Genomic DNA, 3,751 nt, shown 5'->3' with positions numbered 1-3,751 from the left:
CTTGAACCGGGCGCCCTGGCTCAACACCGTCATGAACGCGTTCTGGATGCCCAGCATCCGCACCGTCCGGGTGACGCCGCCGCCGCCGGGCAGCAGGCCCAGCGTCACCTCGGGCAGGCCGATCTGGCTGCCCTTGGCGTCGGCCGCGATCCGGTGGTGGCAGGCCAATGCGATCTCCAGTCCGCCGCCGAGCGCGGCGCCGTTGATGGCGGCGACCACCGGCTTGCCAAAGGTCTCCAGCGTGCGCAGGTCGGCCTTGATGTTCTCCACCTGGTCGAAGACCTGCTGGGCGTCCTCCGGGCGGACCTGGATCATCGCCTTGAGGTCACCGCCGGCGAAGAACGTCTTCTTGGCGCTGGCGACCACCACCCCGGTCACCGAATCCTGCTCGGCGACAAGACGTTCGACGGCGGCGTGCATCGACTGGCGGTAGTCCTCGTTCATCACGTTCGCCGAGCCGCTCGGGTCGTCCAGGGTCAAGGTGACGATGCCGTCGGCGTCCTTGTCCCAGGTGATGGTGTTGATGAAAGCGGTGGAAGTGTTGTCTGCCATTGGTTTTCGAATCCCTTTCGAAGCTTCCAGAACCCGTCTCAGACGCGCTCGATGATGGTCGCCACACCCATGCCGCCGCCGATGCACAACGTGATCAGCGCCCGGCGGGCACCCCGGCGTTCCAGCTCGTCGACCATGGTCCCGGTGATCATCGCGCCGGTTGCCCCCAGCGGGTGCCCCATCGCGATGGCGCCCCCGCAGACGTTGAGCTTCTCGTCGGGCACCTTCAGGTCCTTCTGGAACTTCAGCACCACCGACGCGAACGCCTCGTTGATCTCCACCAGGTCCATGTCGTCGATCGTCATGCCGGCCCGGTCCAGCACCCGGCGTGTCGCCGGGGTGGGGCCGGTGAGCATGATCAGCGGGTCGGCGCCGCTGGTGGCCGCGGCCACCACCCGGGCGCGCGGGGTCAGCCCCTGCTCCTTGCCTGCCCGCTCCGACCCGATCAGCACCAGCGCGGCCCCGTCGACGATCCCGGAGCTGTTGCCGCCGGTGTGTACGTGGTTGATCTTCTCCACGTAGTGGTACTTCTGCAGCGCCACCGCGTCGAAGCCACCCATGTCGCCGACGCCCTCGAAGGCCGGCTTCAGCTTGCCCAGCCCCTCCAGGGTGCTGTCCGGGCGCAGGTGCTCGTCGTGGTCGAGGATCAGCAGACCATTCTGGTCGCGGACCGGTACCACCGACTTGGCGAAGTAGCCGCCCGACCACGCCGCGGCCGCCTTCTCCTGGGAGCGCAGCGCGTAGGAGTCGACGTCCTCGCGGGAGAAGCCCTCGATGGTGGCGATCAGGTCGGCGCCGATCCCCTGCGGGACGAAGCCCAGCTGGTAGTTGGTCTCCGGGTCGGACGCCCAGGCGCCGCCGTCGGAGCCCATCGGCACCCGGCTCATCGACTCCACGCCGCCGGCCAGCATCAGGTCGTCGAAGCCGGCGCGCACCTTGGCCGCGGCGGTGTTGATCGCCTCCAGACCGGACGCGCAGAACCGGTTGAGCTGCACCCCGCCGGTGGTCTCCGGCAGCCCGGCCGCCAGCACCGCGGTGCGGGCGATGTCGCCGCCCTGGTCACCGACCGGTGACACCACGCCCATGACGGCGTCGCTGATCTGGTTGACATCCAGGTCAGGGAAGCGCGACCGCAGCTCGTCCATCAGCCCGACCAGCAGGTTGAGCGGCTTGACCTCGTGCAGTGAACCGTTGCGCTGCTTGCCGCGGGGGGTGCGAATGGCCTCGTAGATGAAGGCTTCTTCAGACATGGCTGTTCCTCTTCGAATTCGGTTGAGCGATTTCGTCTGCTGAGAAGTAGACCCTTATGGCCCCACCCTAACAGCAACCGGCCAACCTGTTGGTTGGGAGGTGGGCGGCGTCGTCCCCGCACCCCTACGCTCTGGAGGGTATGACGGTTTCCCGGCTCACCCCCTACGCGACCACGATCTTCGCCGAGATGTCGGCGGTCGCCGCGCAGGTGGGCGCGGTGAACCTGGGGCAGGGCTTTCCCGACGAGGACGGTCCGCCGGCGATGCTGAAGGCCGCCCAGGACGCCATCGCCGAGGGGATCAACCAGTACCCGCCCGGGATGGGTATCCGCCCGCTGCGCGAGGCGGTGGCCCGACAGCGCAGCCGGCATTTCGGGATCGACTACGACCCGCAGACCGAGGTGCTGGTGACGGTCGGCGCCACCGAGGCGATCGCCGCGTCGGTGATCGGGCTGGTGGAGCCGGGCTCGGAGGTGCTGCTGATCGAGCCGTTCTACGACTCGTACTCGCCGGTGATCGCGATGGCCGGGGCACGCCGGGTGGCCGTGCCCCTGGTGCCCGACGGCCGCGGCTTCGCCCTGGACATCGAGAACTTGCGCCGCGCTGTCACCTCCGCGACCCGGGCGCTGATCGTCAACTCACCGCACAACCCGACCGGGACGGTGCTGACCCAGGCCGAACTGGCGGCCATCGCCGAGATCGCGGTCGCCGCCGACCTGCTGGTCATCACCGACGAGGTCTACGAGCACCTGGTCTACTCGGATCCGGCCGGCCGGCGAAACGTCCGGCACCTGCCGCTGGCCGGGTTCGACGGGATGGCCGAACGCACCATCACCATCTCCAGCGCCGCCAAGATGTTCAACTGCACCGGCTGGAAGATCGGCTGGGCGTGCGGTCCGGCCGACCTGATCGCCGGGGTGCGGGCCGCCAAACAGTACCTGAGCTACGTCGGCGGCGCACCGTTCCAGCCCGCGGTGGCGCACGCCCTGGACACCGAGGACGGCTGGGTGGCCGGGCTGCGGGCGGCGTTGCGGCTCCGCCGCGACCGGCTGGCCGACGGGCTCACCGAGATCGGCTTCGAGGTGCACGACAGCTGCGGCACCTACTTCCTCTGTGCCGACCCGCGGCCGCTGGGGTACGACGACAGCGACGCGTTCTGCGCCGCGCTGCCGCACCAGGCGGGGGTGGCCGCGATCCCGATGTCGGCGTTCTGCGCAACCGAGGCCGACGCATGGAAGCACCTGGTGCGGTTCACCTTCGTCAAGGGCGACGACACCCTCGACGAAGGGATTCGCCGGCTGGGCGCGCTGCAGGACCGGCCGCTCAGGCTTGCTGCCCCTGGTTGATCGCCGCCATCACCCGCCCCCGGAGCCGCTGGGTGGCGGTCTTCAGCACCAGCTTGCTGGCTCGGCGCACGACGAACGCGGGGATCGGCCCGGACGGCTCGACGGTGATGTCGAAGCGCACCCGGGTCCGGTCCAGACCCTCGCGTTTCAGGGTGTACTCGCCATGCTGGCCGCGCTGCTGGAACGTCGACTGGGCATCCCAGACCATCCAGTCCGGGCCCCAGTGGTACTCCAAGATCTCCTTGTCGACCAGCCCGAGGATCTTGATGGTGGCCCGGACGTGATGCGGCCGCCCGTCGGCGTAGGTGTCGAGCACCTCGATCCGTTTGTGCACCGGCGACCACGACACCAGGGCCTCCACGTCGGCGAGCTGCTCCAGAATCTGTTCCGGCGACGCGTCGATCACGATCTCTTGCGATGCTCGTACAGCCATCAAACACAGCCTAGCTCCGGGGCCGTGTTCAGCGTCCCTTCTTCACCTTGAGCACCTGCTTGCGCAGTCCGTCGGTGGCGGTCTCCATCCCGCCCTTCATGGTGCGCTTGAGCAGGAACCCCGGCAGCGGCACCGACGGGTCCACGTCCATGTCGAACCGGACCTTGGTC

General features: G+C 68.9%; 4 protein-coding genes and 1 pseudogene. 1 reads left to right on the top strand and 4 read right to left on the bottom strand.

The genetic code is table 11. The features are described from left to right. Together AC2VNT_RS12440 and AC2VNT_RS12435 are read right to left on the bottom strand one after the other, a co-directional pair. Positions 1-552: enoyl-CoA hydratase/isomerase family protein (locus AC2VNT_RS12440; RefSeq protein WP_486947150.1), on the bottom strand; the 552-nt coding region annotated here is incomplete at its 3' end. Between the two features lie 38 nt (positions 553-590). Beyond that, a complete protein-coding gene (locus tag AC2VNT_RS12435; RefSeq protein ID WP_486947149.1) occupies positions 591-1,802 on the bottom strand; it encodes an acetyl-CoA C-acetyltransferase in 1,212 nt (403 codons plus the stop codon). Between the two features lie 140 nt (positions 1,803-1,942). Here AC2VNT_RS12435 and AC2VNT_RS12430 point away from each other — a divergent pair, with 140 nt between their 5' ends. Beyond that, positions 1,943-3,148, top strand: a complete 1,206-nt coding sequence (locus AC2VNT_RS12430) for a pyridoxal phosphate-dependent aminotransferase (protein WP_486947148.1) — start codon at positions 1,943-1,945, stop codon at positions 3,146-3,148. Here the strand turns inward: AC2VNT_RS12430 and AC2VNT_RS12425 are convergent. Both AC2VNT_RS12425 and AC2VNT_RS12420 read right to left on the bottom strand, forming a co-directional pair. Further along, the gene (locus AC2VNT_RS12425; RefSeq protein ID WP_486947147.1) at positions 3,126-3,581 is read right to left on the bottom strand and encodes an SRPBCC family protein; all 456 of its coding nucleotides are present in this window, start codon (positions 3,579-3,581) and stop codon (positions 3,126-3,128) included. The genes AC2VNT_RS12430 and AC2VNT_RS12425 overlap by 23 nt on opposite strands. 28 nt (positions 3,582-3,609) lie before the next feature. Further along, positions 3,610-3,751: pseudogene (locus tag AC2VNT_RS12420) on the bottom strand (SRPBCC family protein); the annotation flags it as partial.

The organism is Mycobacterium sp. TH-M15, assembly GCF_057473705.1.
The sequence above is the reverse complement of the archived record's forward strand: the minus strand, read 5'-3'. Positions and strand labels throughout refer to the sequence as shown.

What these genes read in the sequence shown, in the direction of transcription:
- AC2VNT_RS12435 (WP_486947149.1), bottom strand. Translation starts at nt 1,802, where the DNA reads ATGTCTGAAGAAGCCTTCATCTACGAGGCCATTCGCACCCCCCGCGGC.
- AC2VNT_RS12430 (WP_486947148.1), top strand. Translation starts at nt 1,943, where the DNA reads ATGACGGTTTCCCGGCTCACCCCCTACGCGACCACGATCTTCGCCGAG.
- AC2VNT_RS12425 (WP_486947147.1), bottom strand. Translation starts at nt 3,581, where the DNA reads ATGGCTGTACGAGCATCGCAAGAGATCGTGATCGACGCGTCGCCGGAA.